A 21,513-nucleotide genomic window follows, 5' to 3' on the forward strand; every position below is an offset into this window, starting at 1 on the left:
ACACACTATGGCCGCCTACTGACATCGACGGTCGGATCGAAGCTCCGCGAGTGCGTGGCCCCAGGTCGTTCGGTTGCACAGATCGTGGACCGTGGTGTGGCCGCCGCGGCGGCGGTCGAGTTGGGCGAGCTTTTCCTCTGCTCCGGCGAGGCTCACCTGGAGCCCTTCCATCTCGCCGAGCCATGCTTCGCGTTCGGCCTCAGCAATGCGGGCGAGGAGGTTGTCGTGGATCTCGACGAGCCGATCGCGCTGGGCGGGGTCGGGCAGCAGTGGGGCGCCGGTGGTATCGGTCAGGCCCGTGGCGATGAGGGCATGGTCCAGCATCGTGCGGACGGTTTCGTCGGTGAACGCGCGGTCCTCGCCGGAGATGCGTCGTTGGAACAGCAACGGGGCTGGTGCCTGCCACTCGCATTCGCGGTGGTCCCAGGAACGGACCAGGGGAACGGCGCCGGTGGTGTCCCGGGCTCGGCAGATGATCGCGCTCAGGACGTCGGCGAGCTCGGGGCTGACCAACAGCAGTCGCTCGGTATCCGTCTTGGACGGCACGATCTGCAGGAGGTGGACGAGTTCACCAGTGGTGGGCAGCCGGTATTGGACCAGGCTGTGGTGGCTGAGTTCGAGTAGTTCTTCGATGCGGATTCCGGTGGCTCTCAGGACCTCGACCGCGGCCCACGTCCCAAAGGCCCGCTCGTCCTCAAGCCCCAGATCGCGGCGTTTGGCGGTGTCCGGGTCCTCGGCCCAGACTCGACCGGCCGTTCCATGCGGAACGACGGCGCGTACGAGTTGCTGACCGGCCGCGGTGAATACCTCGCCGGGGCGGGTGTGCCGGGCGGCTTCCAATACCAGGGCCGCGTCCCTGCGACCCCGATCGACCGAGCGGACAAGGACAGGCAGGACCGGCAGGCGCTCGCGGGTGCGGGCGTCCATCCTCGCCTTGCGTCGTCGTTGGTGCTTGCGGTTCTCCACCTCGTCAGCCCTCACCGGGCTCGGTGCCACCCATGGGCCCCAGCGGCCGGGATCTTCCAGTGCCCACTGAGCGATATCGAGGTAGAAGGCCCCCACCTGGGTGAGCGTGTCACGGTGATTGAGCCTCTCGACCTTGGTGCTCGTGCGCCGGCCGTCCGGGTCGGTGACGGTCTTGTCCTTGGTGCGAATCCTCTGCTTCCACTGCCCGATGAGGTCCGGGGCGAGTCGGAGGCTGTCGGCGCCGGGATGATGGTGCTCGATGTTCTGCCAGAAGCATTTGCCGAGGTGGTAAGAGAGAGACTTCAGGCTGCTGTAATCCAGCGCTGGCTGACGTTCCCGCAGATAGTCCACCAGCAGGTCACGGACGGGGCGGCAGATCAGTCCGTAGCGGTCGATCAGCTCCTCCGGAGTGCGCTGTCCCAGGTTGCGGACCTCGCGCAAATTCTGCGGGGCGTCGTCTCCGAGGGCTCCGAACTGGTGCAGCAGTCGGTAGAACACCTCGGTCCCCGCCATCGCCCGCTTGAGCACCACAGCTTGAGTCTCGAGGAGTTCCAGGATGTCGCCGATGGTGATGTCGGCCAGCATGCCGCCCTTCGCCGCGAGGATGAGGGCACTGCGGCAGAGCATCGTGCTGATGGCCCCCGGCCGCACGCCCTGGGCTTGAGATCCCAGCTTTCGCAGGCGCTCAAAGCCGTGTGGATCACGGCTGCGTGCCATGGAGCGGACCAGCACTCCTTGGCGGCTGGCTCCGGCAGCCAGCCAGTCCACCGACGGCCGTAGCAGCTCAGCGCTGATCACCGTGGTCAGAGCCCGACCCACCACCGGCATGCGCCAGGCAGCCTTCAGGCCGTGTTCGTGAAGCCACTGCTTGATCACCGACCGCCAGGCAGCGCCTGCCTGCTCGATGCCGCTGGCCTGCCACCGTTCCTGCCAGGTCTGTCCGGGCTGGTCTTCCAGCCAGTCCAGCACCATGACGATGCCGTGCTTGTGGTGTAGTTCGCTGCCGGCATTCGCCAGCGTATAGGGCGGACGTGACAGCAATCGGGCCGCCTCGGCGCGCGAGCGCTCGGTGCCCGGCCAGCTGTCAGGAACGGTCCGGGCGGGGAAGCGCTGCTGGGCGGCCATGGCGCGGTTGCGCCCAGGTGAAACTCCGGGGACCGGTGCGTGGTCGGCGCATGCCGACAAGATGGTGGTCATCGAGCACCGGCTCCGAACAGCACATCGAGGCTCTCCGGCCGGTAGTCGGCTGCGGGAGGGGGTGCGATGCGGGCGGCTGCCTGCCGCGTCTGTTCGGCATGGTGGGCCAGCAGCCGCCGGATCACCACCTCCTTGCGGGGCGTGAGGTAGAGCTGTGTCGTGGTCAACTGGGCGTGACCGAGGACGAATTGGACATCAGTGAGGGGCAGATTGGGATCCTCGGCCATGCGGTAGGCGGCGGTGTGCCGCAGTGCATGCAGCGTCGCAGAGGTCCCGGCCTTGGTGTTCGCCCGCTCGAACATCCGGTGAACCGCGTGGTAGGTCAGCGGTCTCGACGGTGTGCACAAGGTCCACCAAAGCGGGAGGCGCCGCCCTTGCGGGATCGCATCGTCCATCTCCACCTGGTAGAGCCGCAGCCAGACGAACGCGTCGGTTGAGGCTGGGAGTTCCTGGACTTCCCGGGTGCCCTTGCGGACCACCGAGATCAGCTGACGCCCCGGATCCACGCCCGCCTGCCATGTGCTGAGCAGTTCACTGGCCCGAGCGCCGGTGGAGATGTGGAAGGCGACCAGGGCTCGGTCCCGGTGCGATGGAAGCCGGGCGAAGATCTCATTGAACTCCTCATTGGGGACGCTGCGGGGCACTCGCTTGGGCACTCTCGGCCGGTAGAGCCCGGTGCGTTCATTGCGGGGTGGGTCCATCGGGTTGCGATGGGCATGCGCTCGCCGTCCACGACGTGAGCGGTCCAGCGGGAACGGGTTGAGGATCGGCCGGTGCCGATGTCGCGGTGGAAGTCGTAGAAGGTCCGCAGCACTGTCTCGCTGTGCGCTCGCACCGACGGCGCGTACGGCTTCCCGCCCGCAGCCCATCGGCCCGCCTCACTCGGGCGTCGCCAGTGAGGACGCCTCGGCTGGCCGGCGATCTGAAGCCAGCGGGAGAAGTCTCTTGCCTCGACTCGACTTGCCCGGTCCCATGACGCCTCGACGGCCCACAAGAAGCGGAACCAGCGCAGCAGATCCATCCCGTAGGAGCGGGCCGTCGCCGCCGAACGACCAGCCCCCTGCAGATCCCGCAGGAAGGCGCCAGCTCCCTCGACCGGTTGTCCGGCTGGGTCGATGAGCCGGTAGGGATCCCACGGATCATCCCTGGCCACCAGCTCCCCGATCAGAGGGACGGACAGCGCTGCCAGATCTCTCGATGCCTCCATGGCCGACTCGACGACGTCTCCACCACAAGGTCACTGACCTGCGGAAACTCCGCCAGTAGTTCAGTCAACAGGTCATCATCCGGGGTCTCTTCTACCTTTCGTGGCTGATGGATCACCGGGCGGAGTTCGAGCACTTGGTCCGTGACCGGCTTGGAGCCGTGGCTGCGGCGCATGTGTCCGCGAACTTCGAGGCGGCCCAGCCCGGATCCACCGGCGTGATTTCGGAGTGATCACGTCGGGGGTGTTCGAACGGTCTGGCGGTTGATCTGCCGGTTCGGGCAGGAGTATCCGCTGGCCTGTCAGGCTCTTCCAAATTTAGGCAGGTCTCGGGCGCGTTCGGACGGGTCGGTCAAGGAGGGTCATGCGGATGGTGTCGTCGATGTCCACGTGGCGACCTGGTCCGTCCTGTGAACATGCGGCCCTCGCGCGGTGCCGCAGCCGGTCCATGTCATCGATGCTGTCGGCGCCCGCGACCATGCCGCCCACCAGCGACATCAGCTTTGCCGCGGGGAAGACACCGGTGCCTTCCTTCGAGCGCGGCAGGTGGATGAGCCCGTCGGCCAGCGCAGGCAGAGCGCACCGTTCGGCCAGCCGGATCACCGGCTCCAGTCCGCCGTACGCGACCAGTTTCGGATCATCGAACGCGGCCGAAACTGCCGCAGCAGTTGGGAGGATTGCATCTCGGAAGTGCCTTGTTGACCGTGCGTGCTGGAAGCCTGAAGAACTCCCATCATCGCAGGTCGCAAGGCACTTCTTCGATTTCGGCAGGACTATCCACAAGCATCACGCCGGTGGATCCGGGCTCAGTCCGACGCACAAACCCTACGGTCGGTAGGAGGAATGCTTCTTATGCACTGGTGCTGGGAGGAGGTTCGTCTGAGTGGGTAGGATGGTTCGGTTCTTCAGTGTTGCTGGCCCGCTGGTTCGTCTGCGGTCCTGGTTCGTGCTCGACTATGACTCGGCGCACGAGTTGGTCCTTGATCTCGTCGCCCAATGGGAGACGAGGTGCGGTAGTGGTCCAGACGGCGAGCTCGTTGTCCAGCCGGGAGTCGGAGACCTTTCCCTTAAACCATAGAAGGTTGGGAAGTAGGTGTTCGATGACGTTCAAACTGGCATCTTCCGCATAAGCCAACTGTGCAGAATCGGGGACTAATAGTCCTTTGGATCTCATTTTTGCGAGGTAGTGGTGTCTTCTGTCTTCAGCGGTCTGCTCCGCCGCGGCAGGTGTGAGGCGAAAGCAAGACAACGCTCGAGTGACGGCCTCGTCTGGTGTAAGGCTCTGCGGCACATTGCTTGCTCCTTCCTCCCATGCGCGGTGTGCCCAATTGAGCGCCGTGTCGGCGAGAGCGTCTGCGCGTATCGTGAGATGCTCGTCGGAGCACTCGAGGAGTGCCGCCACCAGGGCCAGGCGCCTCGGGAGCCCCACGACAGGATTTTTGTTGACGGGGCAGTCGTCGGTGGCGGCGATATCGAGGAGAACCATGATCCAGGTCGGTCTCGATCGCTCGGGGTATGCCTGAAAACGTTCCCGTACGAGCAGGGAAAAATCCGAATCAGAGGATTGGACCAGGCGGCGGTACTCGTCCATCGGATTGGTCATTGGTCGTCCATGAATGGGCGGATAGCGGAGTCCAGAACGATCACTCCCGCGTTGCGGAACGCAGTCACTCCGGACGGGAGGAATGATCCCGTCTCGTCACCCAGCCATGGGAAGTAGTGGCCGCTTTGGTCGTCGATGAGGGAGACCCTTCCGTCCGTGAAGATGACAGTACCCGCCCCCCGGACGCTTTGTCCGGCGAAGAGTACGGAGTGTTTGATGGCTTTTGAGGCATCGAAGATGATCCGCAACCGGCCGTCAGCACTAACAGCCCAGAGGTACTGTCCACCGTTGGATACTGCATCCCGGAAGGCTTGGCTTCCTGCATCGATTGGGGAGAGGCCAGCATCGGCGGCTGCCTGAAGCTCTCGGGCTAGCGTTTCGGCGTCATCGTATTTGTTAGGGAAGGTGGGGATCTCCCCTCCGCTGAACGCGGGGTCGTCGCTGTGAGCCGCGCCTGGGCCGAACCTGCGGGGTTGCGCGGGTGGTGTGACGGCCTCCTTCTCCCAGCCAGTCAGCCCTCCGAGGCCGACGAGGAGGATTTGCTGTGTGAGTGGGTCTGCGGCGGCGTCGTACTGGTCGGCGAGTTGGTCGCAGGTAGTCCTGCCCCCAGGTCTACTGGAACATCGGCTTCGCGGCGGCCGACTACGCCGCCCTCGTCCCCTGGTGGTCCGATGTCGTCCGTGGCACGAACGTGCGCCTCTACATCGGCGAGGCCCTGTACAAGGTCGGCGTCGCGGGTCAGCCCGACGCCTGGCAGGACCCGGCCGAACTCACCCGCCACCTCGACTTCTGCGCCCACTACCCGCAGGTCCGCGGCAACGTCTACTTCTCCGCCTCGCAAGTCGTCGCCGACCCCTTGGGCGCGATGAGCCTGGTGTCCGAGCGCTACGGCCGGCGGTAAGGGGGAGCCGCGTCTTCGGCGCAGTCCGGGGCGAGTTCACACGGTTCGGTCGCCGGTGGTCCGGTCCCGGCCCGGTGCTCCGGCGCGCAGTCCGTCCGTGACGATGTCCAGAAGGCGGGTGGCCTTCGGCTGCCAGTCCTCGTGCGGATCGATCTGCCAGAGGCCGGCGATGGCCAGGAAGAAGTCGTCCGGGGTCACCCCGGAGCGGATGGTGCCGGCCTCCTCGTTGGCGCGGAGCAGGATGCCGGCAGCCTCCAACATCGGGCTGGGGCCCGGTTTGGCGGGGCCGCCCGGCGCGCCGGTGACCAGCCGGATCGCGTTGGCCAGGCCGGCCTTGGTCATGGCGAACCCGGCGAGGCGGTCCATCCACTCGCGCAGGGCCTGCTCGGGTGCGCGCGTTTCCAGCAGTTGGGCCGCCGCCTCTGAGACCTGCTGCATCTCGTGCTGGTAGAGCTCCAGGACCAGCGCCTCGCGGTGCTGGAAATTGCGGTAGAAAGTGCCCTGGCCGACGCCGGCCTTCTTGGCGATTTCGCTCAGCGGGACGTCCGCTCGCAGCGTCAGTTCGACCATCGCGACCCGCAGGATGCGTTCGCGGTTGCGCTGCGCGTCCGAACGCAGGGGATTTTCCTTCTTCGGCTGGGGCACACGTCCTCCTCACGGGTCCATGGTCGAATCCCGTCCTTGTCAAACGGACAGCTGTCCGTTAAGTTGCAATCAAATGGACAGCAGTCCGGTTAGCTGTCACCTTAGCGCCGACCGCTGCCGCACACAGCCCGCGTTCCTTGTCACCGGACACAAAGGAAGGCTGACCATGGACCCAGCTCCCCCGTCGACGTCCAGTGCGATCACTCTGAACATCAACGGCGAGAAGCATCGTCTGTCCATCGACCACCGCACCACCCTGCTCGACGTCCTGCGCGAGCACCTCGACCTCACCGGCACCAAGAAGGGCTGCGACCAGGGGCAGTGCGGCGCCTGTACCGTCCTGGTCGACGGGCGTCGTGTCGTCTCCTGCCTGAACCTCGCGGTCGCGGCCGAGGGGCGGGACATCACCACCATCGAAGGCGTGGCAGACAGTGACCAGTTGCACCCCGTCCAGCAGGCATTTCTCGACCTCGACGGCTACCAGTGCGGCTACTGCACGCCGGGCCAGATCTGCTCGGCCATCGCCGTCATCGAAGAGCACGCCGCCGGTTGGCCGAGCGCCGTCACCGACGACGTAGGCATCGAGGCGGGGCCGGCACCGCTCACGTCCGACGAGATCCGAGAGCGCATGAGCGGAAACCTGTGCCGCTGCGGCGCCTACGTCTCGATCGTCCAGGCCGTCAGCCGTGCGGCAGCGGCGTACGAAGAAGGTCGGGCGGCGGAAGCCGTGAAGGAGGCATCCGTATGAGGGAGTTCGGCTATCAGCGCGCCCATGACGTCGCCGGCGCGGTCGCCCTGCTCGCCGCCGACCCGGACGCGCGGTTCCTCGGCGGCGGCACCAACCTCGTCGACCTGATGAAGACCGGAGTCGAACGTCCCGCCCGGCTGGTCGACATCCGTGAACTCCCGCTGGGCCGCGTCGAGCCCACCGCGGACGGCGGCCTGCGCATCGGCGCGACCGTCACCAACAGCGACCTCGCCGCCCATCCCGAAGTCCGCCGCCGGTACCCGGCGTTGACCCAGGCCGTGCTGGCCGGAGCCTCCGGGCAACTGCGCAACATGGCCACCGTCGGCGGCAATCTGCTCCAGCGCACCCGATGCGGCTACTTCTCCGACGTGAGCAAACCCTGCAACAAGCGCACCCCGGGCAGCGGTTGCCCCGCCGTCAGCGGCGAGCACCACAACCACGCCGTCCTCGGCGCCTCCGGCCACTGTGTGGCGGTGCACCCCTCCGACATGGGCGTGGCACTGACGGCGTTCGACGCCGTGATCTCCTACGAGTCCCCCGACGGGCCGGGCGAGGTGCCGCTCACCGACTTCTACCTCCCCGTCGGCGACACCCCACACCTGGAGACCGCGCTGCCGCCCGGCGCGCTGATCACCCATGTCACCCTGCCGCCGGCCCCGGTCGCCGCCCGCTCCCGCTACCGCAAAGTGCGCGAACGCGCCTCGTACGCCTTCGCCATCGGCTCCGTCGCCGCCGCACTGGACATCGAGGACGGCTTCGTACGGGAAGCGCGGCTGGCCTTCGGTGCCGTCGCCTCCCGGCCCTGGCGGGCCCGCGCGGCCGAATCCGTCCTGATCGGGGCGTCGGCCGACGGCGGGACCTTCGCCGCCGCCGCGGACGCCGAACTGGAGGCCGCCAGGCCGCTGCCCGAGAACGGATACAAGGTGACCCTCATGCGCAATCTGGCGGTCGCTGTCCTGACCGAACTCGCCGAGAGGGACGTCCGATGACGATCACCACGCCAGGAGCCACCGGGCTGCGAGGGGCCGTCGGCGTCGCGCACACCCGCGTGGAGGGCCGGGACAAGGTCACCGGCGCGGCCCGCTACGCCGGAGAGATCCCGTTCGCCGAACTGGCCCACGGCTGGCTGGTCTTGTCGACCGTCGCCCGCGGCCGGATCCGCTCGCTCGAGACCGCCCCGGTGCTCGACATGCCGGGCGTGCTCACCGTGCTGCACCACGGCAACGCACCGCGCCTGAACACCGACTACGTCGGCATGCTCGGAACTCCGGACCCGACCGCCGCCGTCTTCCAGGACGAGCGGGTGCCGTGCGCCGGCTGGCCGGTCGCGCTGGTTGTCGCCACCACCTCCGAGGAGGCCAGAGAGGCCGCCGAAGCGCTGCTCGTCACCTACGACGAGGAGCCGCACGACACCGCGCTCGTCGCCGACCACCCCGGCGCCTACCCCGGCGAGGGGCATATGCCGGCCGAGACGGAGAAGGGGGACCTGGAGGCCCGACTCGCCGCGTCCGCCGTCGTCATGGACGCGCGGTACACCACCCCCGAAGAACAGCACAGCATGATGGAGCCGCACGCGGCGACCGCCGTGTGGGACGCTGGCCGGCTGGAAGTCTTCGACTCCAACCAGGGCGCCACCTGGATCCGGGGAGATCTGGCCAAGATGTTCTCGCTCGACGAGACCTCGGTGCGGGTGCGTTCCGAGCACGTCGGTGGCGGCTTCGGCAGCAAGGGCCTGCGCGCCCACCAAGTGTCCGCCGTGATGGCCGCCACCGTTCTACAGCGCCCGGTACGGGTGGTGATGACCCGGCGTCAGATGTTCTCGCTGACCGGGCACCGCAGCCCCACCGCGCAACGGGTCAGGCTCGGCGCCGACCGGGACGGCCGGCTGCGCGCCCTTGAGCACGTTTCGCTGAGCCGGACGTCGACCGTGTACGAGTTCGTCGAGCCCAGCGCGGGCGTCGCCCGGGTGATGTACGACGCCGACGCCCACCGCACGGCCAACCACGTCGTGCGACTCGATGTGCCGTCCCCGACCTGGATGCGCGCACCGGGCGAGGCGCCCGGATCGTTCGCGATCGAATCGGCCCTCGACGAACTCGCGGAACGCTGCGGCGTCGACCCGATCGAGCTGCGGCTGCGCAACGAGCCGGAGACCGGCCCCGTCTCCGGGCTCGCCTTCAGCAGCCGCAATCTGTCGGCCTGCTTCCGCGAGGGCGCCCGCAGATTCGGCTGGGCGGACCGCGACCCACGTCCCGGCGTGCGCCGGGACGGACGCTGGCTGCTGGGCACCGGCACGGCCGCCGCGTCCTTCGGCTCCGGGGCCATGCCCTCCACGGCCCTGGCAACGGCGGAGGCGGACGGTTCGTTCACCGTACGGATCTCCGCCGCCGACATCGGCACCGGTGCCCGCACCGCACTCACCCTGATCGCCGCCGACGCGCTGGAGACCGCGCCCGAAGGGGTCCGGGTCCGGATCGGGGACAGCGACTTCGGCCCCGCGATGATCGCCGGCGGTTCGATGGGAACCCGCTCGTGGGCCTGGGCGGTCACGGCGGCAGCCGCCGAGCTGCGGGCGCGACTTGCGGTGGTCCCGGACATTCCCCCGGAGGGGATCACCGTTCGGTCCGACACCACCGAGGCCATTGCCGCCCTCGCACGGAAGGAACGGCACTCCTTCGGCGCCCAGTTCGCCGAGGTCGCCGTGGACATCGCCACCGGAGAGATCCGGGTGCGCCGCATGCTGGGCATCTTCGCCGCCGGCCGGATCGTGAATCCGCTCACCGCCCGCAACCAGCTCCTCGGCGGTATGACCTGGGGTATCTCCATGGCTCTGCACGAGGAGGCGGTCCGCGACCGCAACACCGGCCGCTACTACGCCCCCGACCTCGCCGGCTACCACGTGGCCACGCACGCGGACGTCCCGGACATCGAGGCGGACTGGGTGGACGACCACGACCCGGACGATCCGGTCGGCATCAAAGGCGTCGGCGAGATCGGCATCGTGGGCGCCGCAGCGGCCATCGCCAACGCGGTCTGGCACGCCACCGGCGTACGCCACCGGAATCTGCCGATCCGACCCGACCGCGTGCTGACGGCATCAGTTCCGGACCCGGACCCGGACCCGGCTCCAGTTCCCGGCTCGGCATCGGTTCAGGACCCGGCCGGCGCGACCCCGTCGGGCGGGGGAGTCGCGCATGCTTGACATCGCCGACGAGCTGCACCGCTGGATGGAGGAGGGCCGGGAGTTCGCCGTCGGCACCGTCGTCTCCGTCGGCGGAAGCGCGCCGCGCGGCCCCGGTGCCGCCCTCGCCGTCGACAGCGAGGGCACGGCGATCGGCTCGGTGTCCGGCGGCTGCGTGGAGGGCGCCGTCTACGAACTGTGCGAACGGGCCGTTCAGGACGGCCGGGCCGTGCGCGAACGGTTCGGCTTCAGCGACGAGGACGCCTTCGCGGTCGGGCTGACCTGCGGGGGGACCATCGACATGCTGGTCACCCCGGTCCGCGCCCACTCGCCCGAGCGGGCGGTGCTGCGGGCCGCGCTGTCCGCGGCGGCCGGCGGCGAGTCGGCTGCCCTCGCCCGGGTGGTGCGCGGCCCGCAGGAACTGCTCGGGCGGGCCCTGCTCGTCCGAGCCGACGGCGCCCACGAGGGCGGGCTCGGCGGCCACCCGGAGCTGGACCGTACTGCCCTGACCGAGGCCCAGGCCCTGCTGGACGCCGGTCGCACCGGCACCGTCGCCATCTCCGAGGACGGGTCGCACTGCTCAGGCGGGATCAGCCTGCTGGTCGAGACCCGCGTGCCGCCACCCCGCATGATCGTCTTCGGCGCGGTCGACTTCGCCGCGGCGCTGGTGCGGGCCGGAAAGTTCCTGGGCCATCACGTGACCGTGTGCGACGCCCGGCCCGTCTTCGCCACCGAAGCCCGTTTCCCCGAGGCCGACGAGGTCGTCGTCGACTGGCCGCACCGCTATGTGCGGCGTACCCCGACCGACGCGCGCACGGTGGTGTGCGTACTCACCCACGAGGCCAGATTCGACGTGCCGCTGCTCGTGGAAGCGCTGCGGATGCCCTTCGCGTTCGTCGGTGCGATGGGCTCACGCCGCACCCACGAGGACCGGATGCGACGCCTACGCGAGGCGGGTCTGAGCGAGAGCGAGCTGAACAGATTGCGCTCGCCCATCGGACTGGACCTCGGCGCCCGTACGCCCGAGGAGACCGCCCTGTCCATCGCGGCCGAGGTCATCGCCGCCCACCGCGGCGGCACGGGCCTGCCACTGACCGGCCGCGCGGACCCCATCCACCGGGACCTATGGGAGGCGACGGCCTGAAACGGTCCGCCGATACGCGTCGGATGGCCGCGTGTCCGTTCGCGGAGGCACGTCCTGATCGGGGGGTGGCCGGCGCCCTTCACTACGACGTCGCTGGGCGGCTGGAGGCTGCCGCCGCGCGATGGCCCCGAGACGACCGCTCACGGGCGGGAGTTCCGTGTGCCGCTGCCGCTGCCGCTGCCGCCTGCTGCGGGACAGCAATTCGCGGCAATTCGCGGCAACTTGCGGCACGGGGATGTCAGCGAGGACCCGTACCGCCTTCCTCCACCACCGCCACCTCGCCCGCCGGAACGGCGATGACGCCTGTCGTGCGGGCGCCGGACAGGAGGTCGGTCCCCGTGGCGGCCACATGCGCGGTCGACGGGGTGTGGTTGACGGCGAAGAGCCAGGACCGCTCGCCTGAGGGGCCGCTTCTGCGGATGACCTCCACACCGTCGCCGGACCCCCGGGGCGCGGGCGCGCAACCGGCCTGCGCGGCCCACCGGGGAAGCAGGCGCAGGAGGGACGGGACGTCGGGGCGGGTGGCGAGGTAGCGGACGTTTCCGCGGCGCAGGACCGCCGGGCCGCCCGCCGCGGGTCCGTCGGTGAAGCGGCACTCCACCTCGGTCCCGGCGTCCGGGACGACCCGCTCGGCCCATACGTTCCCGGTCGAGCCGTCGTCCAGGCCGACGGCGGCTCCGGCGGCGAGCGGCAGGTACTCGTCCACGGTGAGCCCGACCAGGTCACGGAGCGCTCCGGGGTACGGCCCGGGATGGACCCGGTCGTCGGGGTCCACCACGCCGCTGAAGGGTCCGACGACCAGGTGGCCGCCGCTCTCGGCGTACGCCTCCAGGGCGCGCGCCGTCGCCGCGGACAGCGCGTACAGCGAGGGCACGAGCAGGAGCCGGTGCGCACCGGAGGCGGGAGCGGAGGCGGGGTCGAGGGCGGGAGCGGGGGCGGCGACGATGTCGCAGCCCAGACCGGCGGTCCACAGGGCACGGTGCCAGGTGCGGAGCGCGTCGCCGCAGGTCAGGTCCGAGCTCGGCCGGTCGGGCAGCTCCAGGGCCCACATGGCCTCGTAGTCCAGGAGCAGTGCGATCGTGGCCGGCGGGCAGGTGCTCCCGGCGACATCGGCCAGCCGCGACACGGCGTTGCCGAGGTCTCGGGCCTCCCGCAGGACCCGGGTGTCCTCGCCGCCGTGCGGGAGCATCGCCGAGTGCCATTTCTCCGGGCCGTACGCGGACTGCCGCCACTGGAAGAACAGCGCTCCGTCGGCGCCGCGGGCGAGGTGCGTCAGGGTGTTGCGGGCCATCTCCCCCGGGACCTTGGCGATGTTGCGGGGCTGCCACTGCACCCCGGAGGTGGAGTGCTCCATGAGCAGCCAGGGCCGGCCGCCGGCCAGCCCGCGGGTGAGGTCGGCGGCGAACGCGAGCTCGGCGGCGCGGTGCGGGTCCTCGGACCCGAGGTAGTGGTCGTTGGAGACGATGTCGACCTCCCGCGCCCAGCGCCAGTAGTCGCTCCAGCGCAGCGCGCTCGCCATGAAGTTGGTGGTGACCGGGCGGCCGGGGGAGTGGGCGCGCACGATGTCGCGCTCGGCCCGGAAGCAGGCCAGGTGTTCGGCGTCGCTGAAGCGGTAGAAGTCCAGCCACAGGGCGGGCGGGAGGCGGCTGGTACTGGTGCGCGGCGGGGTCACCTGGCTCCAGTCGCTGTAGGTCATGCCCCAGACGCCGGTGCCCCAGCGGTGGTTGAGGGCGTCCAGGTCGTCGCCGTACGTGGTGCGCAGCAAGGTGCGGAACGCCGTCGCGGAGGTCTCGCACCAGCAGTGCGCGTTCCCGTTGGCGTACTCGTTGTTGACGTGCCACATCACCACCGCGGGATGGTCGCCGTAGCGCTCGGCGAGGCGGCGGGTGACGGTCGCGGCGCGCTCCCGGTAGAGCGGTGAGGACGGGCAGTACGCCTGCCGCGAGCCGGGCGCCAGCCGCCGTCCGTCGGCCGTCACGGGCAGCGACTCCGGGTGGGCGTGCGAGAACCACAGGGGCGGAGCTGCCGTCGGTGTGGCCAGGTCGACGGCGATGCCCGACGCGTGCAGCAGCTCGACGGCCTCGTCGAGGCCGGAGAAGTCGAAGGCGTCCCGCCGGGGCTCGATCCAGGACCAGGCGAAGACCCCGAGCGAGACCAGATTGACCCCCGCCTCGCGCATCAGGCGGACGTCGTCCTTCCGCGTCGCCGCGTCCCACTGCTCGGGGTTGTAGTCGGCGCCGTACGCGGGGCGCGGAACTCGGCCCCAGACGGAATGCTGCCGGTCGGGTCGCGACATGCGCTGGCTCCTGAATCCTGGAATACAAAAAGGCGGTACGGAATGCGAGGAAGAGAGGAAGAACGGGGACGAGGACGAGAGGAAGAACGCGAGCGAGGACGCGTGACGGCGCGCGCCGCCCGGAAGGCGAGCGGGGCCGGTGGAGGCACCGGTCCGGCCCCGCTCGGGCCATGGGCGTGCCGGGTGTCCCGTCCCTCACCATGGGGCGGCGAATGCGCTCGGCGACGAGCGGACGAGGCACCCGGAAGGCAATGCGAAAGGCGCCAGGGAAAGCGTCGTGAAAACGCGCGGCACGCGCCGTACACCCGTCGTGTCCGGGCGCCGATCGCGGGTGAAACGCGGCCGACCGTGCCTGGCCATGACGTCAGGCGCCGATGAAGTGCGTCAGCCGGTGCGCCAACTTAGAGCGATCACCCAGGGGTGTCAACGCCCGTCGGCGGTCATCCCCGCCGTGCCCCATGTGTCGTTCAGGTGGCTGGAAAATCTTCCCGTCACAGTCTTGACCCCTCCCGGCAACGTGCGTACGTTTCCGGATCATACGTAGAAGCAGAGGCCATGACAGCTCAGCCACTCGTGCTCATACGTATGTGCACCCCATTTTGTGCGCTGTATCGCCATTCACGAGGAGCAGGAGTCAGCCATGCCCACCAGAAGAGCCTTTATCGCTCGCGCCGCCGGGGCGGCCCTCGTCATACCGCTGGGGGCGAGCGCCTGCAAGAGCGGTACGGCCGCCACGGGCGGTGCGGGCAAGGGCTCGGGCACGCTGGTCTTCGGGAAGACCGACGGCGGGACGACCTTCATCCGCAACTACAACGTCTTCGGCCCCGCCCTCCAGAAGTCGCCCAACGCCGAGATGATCTATGAGCCGTTGGCACGGGTCGACTACAGCGACGGTGCGAAGGTCAAGCCCTGGCTGGCCAAGAGCCTGGAGTTCGACCCGACGGGCACCACGCTCACCGTGAAGCTGCGCGAGGACGTGACCTTCTCCGACGGCAAGCCCATGACCGCCGACGACGTGCTCTTCTCGCTGAACCTCCCGCTGAAGGACCCGAGTTTCAACCTCGGCGGCACCACGTACGACCGCGTCACCAAGGTGGACTCCTCGACCGTCACGGTGCACTGGCCGCACGCCGCCTTCAGCGAGCTGAGCCAACTGGCCTCCATCCAGGTCCCGGTGGTGCCCGCGCACATCTGGCAGGGCAAGAACGTCAAGAGCTGGTCCAACCCGGACCCAGTCGGCACCGGCCCCTTCACCCTGGACCGGTTCGCGCCCCAGCAGATCACCCTGCGTGCGCGGACCGACTACTGGGGCGGCCGGTTCGCCGTGCAGCAGATCAAGATCATTCCGACCAACGGCGACGCCCTGCGGGCGCAGTTGATCCGCGACGACGTGGACTGGGCGCTCGCGGCCTGGGGCAACGGCGAGCAGGAGTACACCGCCAAGGACCCCAAGCACAACCTCTACCAGAAGTACGCGACCGGCGGCGCCTACTCCCTCTTCTACAACACCGCGAAGGCGCCCTTCGACGACGTCCACGTACGGCGGGCGCTGGCGATGACGATTCCCCGCAAGGACATCGTCACCACCCTTGAGCGCCCCGGTACGGAGGCGGGCCCGACGGGGCTGGTGGACCAGATCTACGGGGACGTGATCCTGCCCGAGTACCGGGGCAAGGTGCAGCAGGTCGACGCCGAGGCGGCCAAGAAGGAACTCGCCCTCAGCGGCTACGAGGTCAAGGGCGGCAAGCTCGTCAAGGACGGCAAGTCCTACGCTCCGAAGCTCTCGTTCAACCAGGACTTCGGGTGGGACCCCTACGCGAACATGATGGTCCGCAGTTGGCAGGAGCACCTGGGGATCAAGGTCAAGTCGGTTGGCGCGCCCGGCGCCAACCTCTACGAGCAGCAGCAGACCGGCGAGTTCGACCTCACCATCAGCACCTCGGGCGGAGCGGGCGTCGCCGGTGTCTACAGCGCCCTGAGCAGCCGGGCCCTGCGGCCGCTCGGGCAGACGGCCGCCACCAACTTCGGCCGGTGGAAGGACGCGCCGACCGACGCCGCGATCGCCGACCTGCTGTCGTCGGCCGACCCGGCCGTCACCAAGAGCGCGGGCGAGAAGCTGCAACGGATCGTCGCCGAGCAGGTGCCGTACAGCCCGGTCTACAACAGCTACTGGTTCGTCCTGATCAACGCCACGCGCTGGAGCGGCTGGCCCACCCCCGAGCACTTCACCTACGTGCCCTTCCCCGGCAACGGTCCCGACGCCACCCTCACCCTGCTCAACTTGAAGCAGGCCACCGCGTGACCGCGATCACCACCTCCGCCGTACCGGCGGCCGGCCGGTTCCGGATTCCCCGCCGCTGGGGGTTCCTGCTGCGCCGGCTGGGCTTCTACCTGGCCGCCACCTGGTCGGCGATCACCCTGAACTTCTTCCTGCCCCGGATGATGCCCGGCGATCCGTCCGCCGCGATCGTCGAGAAGCTCCAGACCGTCAGCGGTCAGCAGATGTCGCCGAGCGCCATGGAGTCCATCCAGAAGGTGTTCGGCAATCCGAACGCCGGTATCGGCCGCCAATACCTGGACTATCTCAGCCAGTTGGCGCACTTCAACCTGGGTGTCTCGATCAGCAACTACCCCACCCCGGTCACCAGCCTGCTCCGGCAGGGCCTGCCCTGGACCATGCTGCTGGTCGGCGTCACCACCGTGATCGCGTTCGTCCTGGGCACCGGCATCGGCGCGATGGCGGGCTGGAGGGCGGGCAGCCGGTTCGACACGATCGTCAGCCCGCTCACCACGTTCGTCTCGGCGGTCCCCTACTTCTGGATGGCGCTGATCGGCCTGTGGCTCTTCGCCTTCCAACTGGACTGGTTCCCGCTGGCCGGCGGATACGACGCCGACCTGACGATCGGCTTCTCGCCGTCGTTCGTCCTGAGCGTGCTGCACTACGGAGTGCTCCCGGCGACGACCATCGTCTTCTCGGCCTTCGGCGGCTGGCTGCTGGGCATGCGCAACATGACCGTCACCACGGTCCGTGAGGACTACGTCCTGCTCGCCCAGGCCAAGGGCCTGTCCGGCCGCCGGGTGATGCTCCGCTACGCCGCCCGCAACGCGGTCCTGCCGAACTTCACCGGCTTCACCCTGGCGCTCGGCCATGTCGTCGGCGGCGCCCTGCTCACCGAGGTCGTCTTCAACTACCCGGGCATCGGCTATCTCCTCTACACCTCTCTCCAACAGCGCGACTACCCGGTGATGCAGGGCGTGTTCTTCCTCATCACCCTCACCGTGCTGCTGGCCAACCTCCTGGCGGACTCCGTGTACGTGCTGCTCGACCCGCGCATCAGAGAAGGGGGGTGACCCGAGGTGCGTACCGTGTTCCTCCGTAGTTGGAAAGTCCGCATCGGCCTGGGCATCCTCGCCTTCTTCCTCCTGCTCGCCGTGTTCGGCCCCTGGCTGACGCACAGCCTGCTCGGCCTGGACCCGCGCGCCAACGACACCACCGCCATCTCCCGGGCGCCCGGCGGCGGACATCCGCTGGGCACCAACCAGTACGGGCAGGACATGCTCGCCCAGGTCGTGGCCGGTGCCCGCGGCTCGATGTACGTCGGCGTGCTCGGCGCCGTGGTCGGCACGACGATCGCCATCCTGGTCGGCGTACCGGCCGGGTTCTACGGCGGCAAGGTCGACGGCGCCCTGAACTTCCTGACGAATCTCTTCCTCGTCATGCCGACGCTGCCGCTCATCATGATCGTGGCCGGCTACCTCCAGGGCACAGGGCTCACCACGATCGCCCTGATCATCGGCTTCTTCGGCTGGTCGGGCGGCGCGCGCACGCTGCGCGCCCAGGCCATGAGCATCGCCAACCGCGACTTCGTACGCGCCATGCGGATGCTCGGCGAGCGCGGTCGCCGACTGGTCTTCGCCGAAGTGCTGCCCCACCTGACCGGCCTCATCGCGTCGATGTTCCTGCACGCGATGATCGGCGCCGTCATGGCCGAGGCGGGACTGGCCTTCCTCGGCATCTCCGACTCCTCGTCGATCAGTTGGGGGACGATGATCCAGGGAGCGCAGCAGCAGAGCGCGGTCCTGCGCGGCCTGTGGTGGTGGTTCGTGCCGCCCGGCCTGTGCATCGCCCTGATCGGCACCGCGGCGGCGCTGGTCAACTTCGGCATCGACGAACTGGCCAACCCCAAGCTGCGCGTCGCCCGCCCGGTGACGGCACGGCGGACCAGGCAACTGGCGCGGGCGGGAGGCGCGGCCTGATGACCGTCCACGCAGAGCCGAAGCACCGGCCGCTGATCCCCGCGGGACAGACCGTCCTCGAAGTCCGCGGCCTGACCGTCGAATACGCCACCGGAGCCGATCCGGTGCGCGCCTGCTCCGACATCTCCTTCACCCTGCGCCGAGGGGAAATCCTCGGCGTCGCCGGAGAGTCCGGCTCGGGGAAATCCACGCTGATCACCGCCCTGACCCGGCTCCAGCGCCCGCCGGCCGTCACCACCGCGGGCGAGATCCTCTTCCACGCCAGGGACGGCGCACCGCCGGTCGACCTCGCCGCGCTCGACGGCAAGCAGATGCGCCGCTACCGGTGGACGGCCCTGTCCGTCGTGCTCCAGTCCGCGATGGACGCGCTGAACCCGGTGATGCGCATCGGCGCCCAGTTCGCCGACGTCCTGCGCGCCCACGACCGCGCGCTGAACAAGCGGGCCGCCTGGGCGCGGGCGGCCGAACTGCTCGGCCTGGTCGGCATCTCCGAGGACCGGATCCGCGACTACCCGCATCAGTTGTCCGGCGGAATGCGTCAGCGGGCCGCCATCGCCCTGGCCCTGGCCTGCGGGCCGGAGCTGGTGGTGATGGACGAGCCCACGACCGCCGTCGACGTGGTCATGCAGCGGCAGATCCTCGCTCAAGTGCTGCGCCTGCGCGAGGAATTGGGCTTCGCCGTCGTCTTCGTCACCCACGACCTGTCGCTGCTGCTGGAGCTGGCCGACCGTATCGCCGTGATGTACGCGGGCCGCATCGTCGAGGTGGGCGAGGCCGCGGCCATCTACGGGTCGCCCAAGCACCCCTACACCCAGGGGCTGCGCGACTCCTTCCCGCCGCTGCACGCCCCGCTGCGCGATCTGCACGGCATCCCCGGCACACCCTCCGACCTGCGCCGCCTGCCGCCTGGCTGCCCGTTCCACCCGCGCTGCGCGCGGCGGACGGACGGATGCGACGAGCGGCTGCCGCTGCTGCTGCCGGTGGGCCCCGAGCCGGGACACGAAGCGGCGTGCCTGCTCAACGAGACCGACGGCGACAACGGAGGCGAGACCCGATGAGCAAGCACATGACCGAGGCCGTGTCCGCACCGGACGAAGAGGCCCGCACGTTCGACGCGGCCGACGAAGCGCCGTCGTACGTACTGGAGGCCCTGGACGTCACCAAGCACTTCACCGCCCGCGGCGCGCTCGGCCGTACCTCCGTCGTCCGCGCGGTCGAGGACGCCACGGTCCGGCTGAAGCCCGGTCAGATCCTGGCGCTGGTGGGGGAGAGCGGCAGCGGGAAGACCACGCTCGCACGGATGCTGGCCCGCTTCCACGAACCGACGCGGGGCGAGATCCTGCTGCGCGGCGAGCCGGTGAGCCGCAGCAGGCGAGGGCGGCGCGCCTACCACTCCGAGGTCCAGATGATCTTCCAGGACCCCTTCGGTTCCCTGAACCCGATGCACCGGGTCCGCTACAACCTCGACCGGGCGCTTCGGCTGCACCACCCGCACCTGTCCGCGGCCGAACGCGAGCAGCGGATGACGTCGCTGCTGGAGAAGGTCAGCCTCACCCCGGCCGCCGAATTCGCCGCGAAGTTCCCGCACGAGCTGTCCGGGGGCCAGCGCCAGCGTGTCGTCATCGCCCGCGCGCTCGCCGTGGAACCCAAGGTCCTGCTCGGGGACGAGCCGATCTCCATGCTGGACGTCTCGATCCGGCTGGAGATGCTCAATCTGCTCCAGCGGCTGCGCGCCGAGGACGGCCTGGCGCTGCTGTACATCACGCACGACATCGCCAGCGCCCGCTACCTGTGCGACGAGATCGCCGTGATGTACGCAGGGCAGATGGTGGAGTCGGGACCGAAGGAGGACGTCATCGCGTCCCCGCAGCACCCGTACACCAAGCTGCTCATCGAGTCCTCGCCCGACCCCGAGCGCGGCGTCGGCGACCGCGAGGAGTTCTTCGCGGGCGCCGACGAACTGGGCGAGCCGCCCAGCCTGATCGACCCGCCGGCCGGCTGCCGCTTCCACCCCCGCTGCCCGTTCGCGATGAAGGAGTGCGGCGAGCAGGCCCCACCGGTCACCGATCTCGGCGACGGCCACTGGGCGAAGTGCTGGCTGCACGCCAAGGGCCGCGCCGGGGTGATGGCCGACACGACACACGCCGCGGCGACCACCGCCCGGCGCGAAGCACTCCAGGGGGCGTGATGACAGGACAACGACGCGGCAGGGCGCCCAACCAGGCGGACGTGGCACGGCTCGCCGGAGTGTCCCAGTCGGCGGTGTCCCGGGTGATCAGCGGTGACGCGGCGACCGTGCGGATCTCGGAGGAGACCCGGCGACGGGTCTTCGACGCGGTCAAGGAACTGGGCTACGTCGCCAACCCCGCCGCCCGCGCCATGCGCAACCAGCGCAACAACCTGCTGGGCGTGCACACCTTCGAGCGGGTCTTCCCGCACGCACGCGAGGACTTCTACTTCGAGTTCCTGCTCGGCATCGAGGAACGCGCGGAGGAGACCGGCTTCGACCTGGTGCTGTTCACCTCCACCGGGGCCGGCGGCGACGGCGAGCGCAAGATCTACCGGGGCGGCACGAACCGGCTGAATCTGGCGGACGGCAGCATCCTGCTCGGTGTGGCGACCGACCGCGGCGAGCTGGCCCGGCTCTGGTACGAGGGGTACACCTTCGTGCACATCGGCCGCCGCGAGGTGCCCGGCGCCGAGATCCCGCAGATCATCCCCGACTACCGGACGGCCAGCGGACAGATCGTCGAGCGCCTCGCGGACCACGGCCACCGGCGGTTCGGCTACGTGCGCGACTGGCTGGAACTGGAACCGTACGCCGACCGCCGCACGGGCTACGCCGAGGCCGTCGCGCGGCTCGGGCTGACGGACACCTCGCCGGGCCACCTCGGCATGGCCGACCTCGACCAGGCATGGCTGGACGAGGTGGCGGACGGCGCCGCGACCGCGATCGTGGTGGAGAGCGTACGGCTCGCGGAGTCGCTGCGTGACGGCCTCGCCTGCCGGGGCCGCAAGATCCCCGAGGACGTCTCCGTCGCCGTACTGGAAGGGGCTTCCGCGGACCTCGCCGGTCAGTGGGCCTCGCTGGAGATCCCCCGCAAGGAGATCGGCCGCATCGCCGTGGACCAGCTGCACGCGATGCTCGACGACCCGGGCAAGCGGGCCGAGAGCGTCCTGGTGCCGTGCCCGCTGGTCCCCGGCGCCACCATCGCGGCGGTGAGCTGACAAGAGCGGCCGCACATCACGCGTCTCACGACAGCGGGCGGCGTCCGTCGATCACGGCTGCCCTGAAGACACACCCGGCACGACCACCGAGCCGGAACCGACCGTTCCGACCGGCAGAGACCGGTGACAAGGAGTACTTGGGC

Annotated in this window: 16 protein-coding genes and 3 pseudogenes; 12 read left to right on the forward strand and 7 right to left on the reverse strand. The window is 69.5% G+C overall.

All coding sequences use genetic code 11. The features are described 5' to 3' along the window. Positions 1-15: 15 nt before the first annotated feature. From BGM09_RS11405 to BGM09_RS38815, 3 genes and pseudogenes are all read right to left on the reverse strand, one after another. Positions 16-2,163, reverse strand: a complete 2,148-nt coding sequence (locus BGM09_RS11405; protein ID WP_188281393.1) for a site-specific integrase — start codon at positions 2,161-2,163, stop codon at positions 16-18. Next, entirely contained in the window at positions 2,160-2,819 is a 660-nt protein-coding gene (locus tag BGM09_RS37570) for a site-specific integrase (protein WP_317452652.1), read from the reverse strand. Before BGM09_RS37570 ends, BGM09_RS11405 begins: the two co-directional genes overlap by 4 nt. 311 nt (positions 2,820-3,130) lie before the next feature. Then, positions 3,131-3,370: pseudogene (locus BGM09_RS38815) on the reverse strand (integrase); the annotation flags it as partial. Between the two features lie 71 nt (positions 3,371-3,441). Here BGM09_RS38815 and BGM09_RS37580 point away from each other — a divergent pair. Continuing rightward, positions 3,442-3,546, forward strand: a pseudogene (locus BGM09_RS37580) (transporter); the annotation flags it as partial. A 139-nt stretch (positions 3,547-3,685) separates the two neighbouring features. Here the strand turns inward: BGM09_RS37580 and BGM09_RS11415 are convergent. Further along, complete coding sequence (locus BGM09_RS11415; protein ID WP_188281394.1) at positions 3,686-3,970, reverse strand: hypothetical protein; 285 nt, start codon at positions 3,968-3,970, stop codon at positions 3,686-3,688. A gap of 247 nt (positions 3,971-4,217) precedes the next feature. Next, a complete protein-coding gene (locus tag BGM09_RS11420) occupies positions 4,218-4,970 on the reverse strand; it encodes a hypothetical protein (RefSeq protein ID WP_188281395.1) in 753 nt (250 codons plus the stop codon). A 604-nt stretch (positions 4,971-5,574) separates the two neighbouring features. Here BGM09_RS11420 and BGM09_RS11425 point away from each other — a divergent pair. Beyond that, positions 5,575-5,871: pseudogene (locus BGM09_RS11425) on the forward strand (family 10 glycosylhydrolase); the annotation flags it as partial. Between the two features lie 36 nt (positions 5,872-5,907). Here BGM09_RS11425 and BGM09_RS11430 read toward each other — a convergent pair. After that, the gene (locus BGM09_RS11430) at positions 5,908-6,516 is read right to left on the reverse strand and encodes a TetR/AcrR family transcriptional regulator (protein ID WP_188281396.1); all 609 of its coding nucleotides are present in this window, start codon (positions 6,514-6,516) and stop codon (positions 5,908-5,910) included. Between the two features lie 166 nt (positions 6,517-6,682). On the opposite strand from BGM09_RS11430, the gene BGM09_RS11435 reads away from it, so the two are divergent. The 4 genes from BGM09_RS11435 to BGM09_RS11450 are packed head-to-tail and all read left to right on the forward strand — an operon-like array spanning position 6,683 to position 11,589. After that, positions 6,683-7,264 (forward strand): (2Fe-2S)-binding protein, encoded by a 582-nt coding sequence (locus BGM09_RS11435; protein WP_188281397.1) that lies wholly within the window; start codon positions 6,683-6,685, stop codon positions 7,262-7,264. Further along, complete coding sequence (locus tag BGM09_RS11440; RefSeq protein ID WP_188281398.1) at positions 7,261-8,253, forward strand: FAD binding domain-containing protein; 993 nt, start codon at positions 7,261-7,263, stop codon at positions 8,251-8,253. Before BGM09_RS11435 ends, BGM09_RS11440 begins: the two co-directional genes overlap by 4 nt. Beyond that, on the forward strand, positions 8,250-10,466 hold the full coding sequence (locus BGM09_RS11445; protein WP_188281399.1) for a xanthine dehydrogenase family protein molybdopterin-binding subunit: 2,217 nt from the start codon (positions 8,250-8,252) through the stop codon (positions 10,464-10,466). Before BGM09_RS11440 ends, BGM09_RS11445 begins: the two co-directional genes overlap by 4 nt. After that, on the forward strand, positions 10,459-11,589 hold the full coding sequence (locus BGM09_RS11450) for an XdhC family protein (protein ID WP_188281400.1): 1,131 nt from the start codon (positions 10,459-10,461) through the stop codon (positions 11,587-11,589). The genes BGM09_RS11445 and BGM09_RS11450 overlap by 8 nt, the downstream gene beginning before the upstream one ends. Positions 11,590-11,827: 238 nt before the next feature. On the opposite strand, the gene BGM09_RS11455 is transcribed toward BGM09_RS11450, so the two are convergent. Next, positions 11,828-13,885 (reverse strand): beta-galactosidase, encoded by a 2,058-nt coding sequence (locus BGM09_RS11455; protein WP_188281401.1) that lies wholly within the window; start codon positions 13,883-13,885, stop codon positions 11,828-11,830. Between the two features lie 640 nt (positions 13,886-14,525). Between BGM09_RS11455 and BGM09_RS11460 the strand changes: the two genes are divergently transcribed. From BGM09_RS11460 to BGM09_RS11485, 6 genes are read left to right on the forward strand one after another with little or no spacing between them, the layout of a single operon-like run. Next, on the forward strand, positions 14,526-16,187 hold the full coding sequence (locus BGM09_RS11460; protein WP_188281402.1) for an ABC transporter substrate-binding protein: 1,662 nt from the start codon (positions 14,526-14,528) through the stop codon (positions 16,185-16,187). Between the two features lie 5 nt (positions 16,188-16,192). Further along, positions 16,193-17,236, forward strand: coding sequence for an ABC transporter permease (locus BGM09_RS11465; protein WP_317452657.1), 1,044 nt, complete (start codon positions 16,193-16,195; stop codon positions 17,234-17,236). A gap of 15 nt (positions 17,237-17,251) precedes the next feature. Then, positions 17,252-18,142, forward strand: coding sequence for an ABC transporter permease (locus BGM09_RS11470; protein WP_317452653.1), 891 nt, complete (start codon positions 17,252-17,254; stop codon positions 18,140-18,142). Beyond that, entirely contained in the window at positions 18,142-19,200 is a 1,059-nt protein-coding gene (locus tag BGM09_RS11475; RefSeq protein ID WP_188281405.1) for an ABC transporter ATP-binding protein, read from the forward strand. Before BGM09_RS11470 ends, BGM09_RS11475 begins: the two co-directional genes overlap by 1 nt. Beyond that, on the forward strand, positions 19,197-20,330 hold the full coding sequence (locus BGM09_RS11480; RefSeq protein ID WP_188281406.1) for an ABC transporter ATP-binding protein: 1,134 nt from the start codon (positions 19,197-19,199) through the stop codon (positions 20,328-20,330). The genes BGM09_RS11475 and BGM09_RS11480 overlap by 4 nt, the downstream gene beginning before the upstream one ends. Then, positions 20,330-21,370: a LacI family DNA-binding transcriptional regulator gene (locus BGM09_RS11485; protein WP_188281407.1), complete on the forward strand. Its 1,041-nt coding sequence runs from the start codon at positions 20,330-20,332 to the stop codon at positions 21,368-21,370. Before BGM09_RS11480 ends, BGM09_RS11485 begins: the two co-directional genes overlap by 1 nt. Positions 21,371-21,513: the final 143 nt, after the last annotated feature.

It is taken from the genome of Streptomyces sp. CBMA29 (assembly GCF_014596445.1).
Taxonomy (GTDB): Bacteria; Actinomycetota; Actinomycetes; order Streptomycetales; family Streptomycetaceae; genus Actinacidiphila.

Bases quoted from the DNA above. Each gene is read 5' to 3' on its own strand.
- BGM09_RS11405 (WP_188281393.1), bottom strand. From the start codon at position 2,163: ATGACCACCATCTTGTCGGCATGCGCCGACCACGCACCGGTCCCCGGA.
- BGM09_RS11420 (WP_188281395.1), bottom strand. From the start codon at position 4,970: ATGACCAATCCGATGGACGAGTACCGCCGCCTGGTCCAATCCTCTGAT.
- BGM09_RS11435 (WP_188281397.1), top strand. From the start codon at position 6,683: ATGGACCCAGCTCCCCCGTCGACGTCCAGTGCGATCACTCTGAACATC.
- BGM09_RS11440 (WP_188281398.1), top strand. From the start codon at position 7,261: ATGAGGGAGTTCGGCTATCAGCGCGCCCATGACGTCGCCGGCGCGGTC.
- BGM09_RS11445 (WP_188281399.1), top strand. From the start codon at position 8,250: ATGACGATCACCACGCCAGGAGCCACCGGGCTGCGAGGGGCCGTCGGC.
- BGM09_RS11450 (WP_188281400.1), top strand. From the start codon at position 10,459: ATGCTTGACATCGCCGACGAGCTGCACCGCTGGATGGAGGAGGGCCGG.
- BGM09_RS11455 (WP_188281401.1), bottom strand. From the start codon at position 13,885: ATGTCGCGACCCGACCGGCAGCATTCCGTCTGGGGCCGAGTTCCGCGC.
- BGM09_RS11460 (WP_188281402.1), top strand. From the start codon at position 14,526: ATGCCCACCAGAAGAGCCTTTATCGCTCGCGCCGCCGGGGCGGCCCTC.
- BGM09_RS11475 (WP_188281405.1), top strand. From the start codon at position 18,142: ATGACCGTCCACGCAGAGCCGAAGCACCGGCCGCTGATCCCCGCGGGA.
- BGM09_RS11480 (WP_188281406.1), top strand. From the start codon at position 19,197: ATGAGCAAGCACATGACCGAGGCCGTGTCCGCACCGGACGAAGAGGCC.
- BGM09_RS11485 (WP_188281407.1), top strand. From the start codon at position 20,330: ATGACAGGACAACGACGCGGCAGGGCGCCCAACCAGGCGGACGTGGCA.